The organism is Nocardioides cremeus (assembly GCF_030518195.1).
Taxonomy (GTDB): domain Bacteria; phylum Actinomycetota; class Actinomycetes; order Propionibacteriales; family Nocardioidaceae; genus Nocardioides; species Nocardioides cremeus.
In genome coordinates, this window is the sequence record NZ_JAULSC010000498.1 from 1 (window position 1) to 209 (window position 209).

Genomic DNA, 209 nt, shown 5'->3' on the forward strand with positions numbered 1-209 from the left:
GAGTTCTGCTGGAACCTGGTCTCGCGCGACCTGGCCGAGCTGATGAACGCCACGTCGCGCTCGCTGCCCCGCGGTGACGACGAGGCCGCGGCGACCGGGCTCGAGCTCGAGCCCGGGCGCGGGACCGGCGCCCCGCGGGTGGTCGCCAGCCACGCCACGCGCGAGTGCGTCGTCGTGCACTCCACGCAGCTGCGCGACCGGCACGGCGC

The 209-nt window shown here is 76.6% G+C and carries 1 protein-coding gene; it reads left to right on the forward strand.

The window, feature by feature from the left end:
* Positions 1–209: flavin reductase family protein (locus QWJ41_RS21875; protein WP_302710602.1), on the forward strand; the 209-nt coding region annotated here is incomplete at both ends.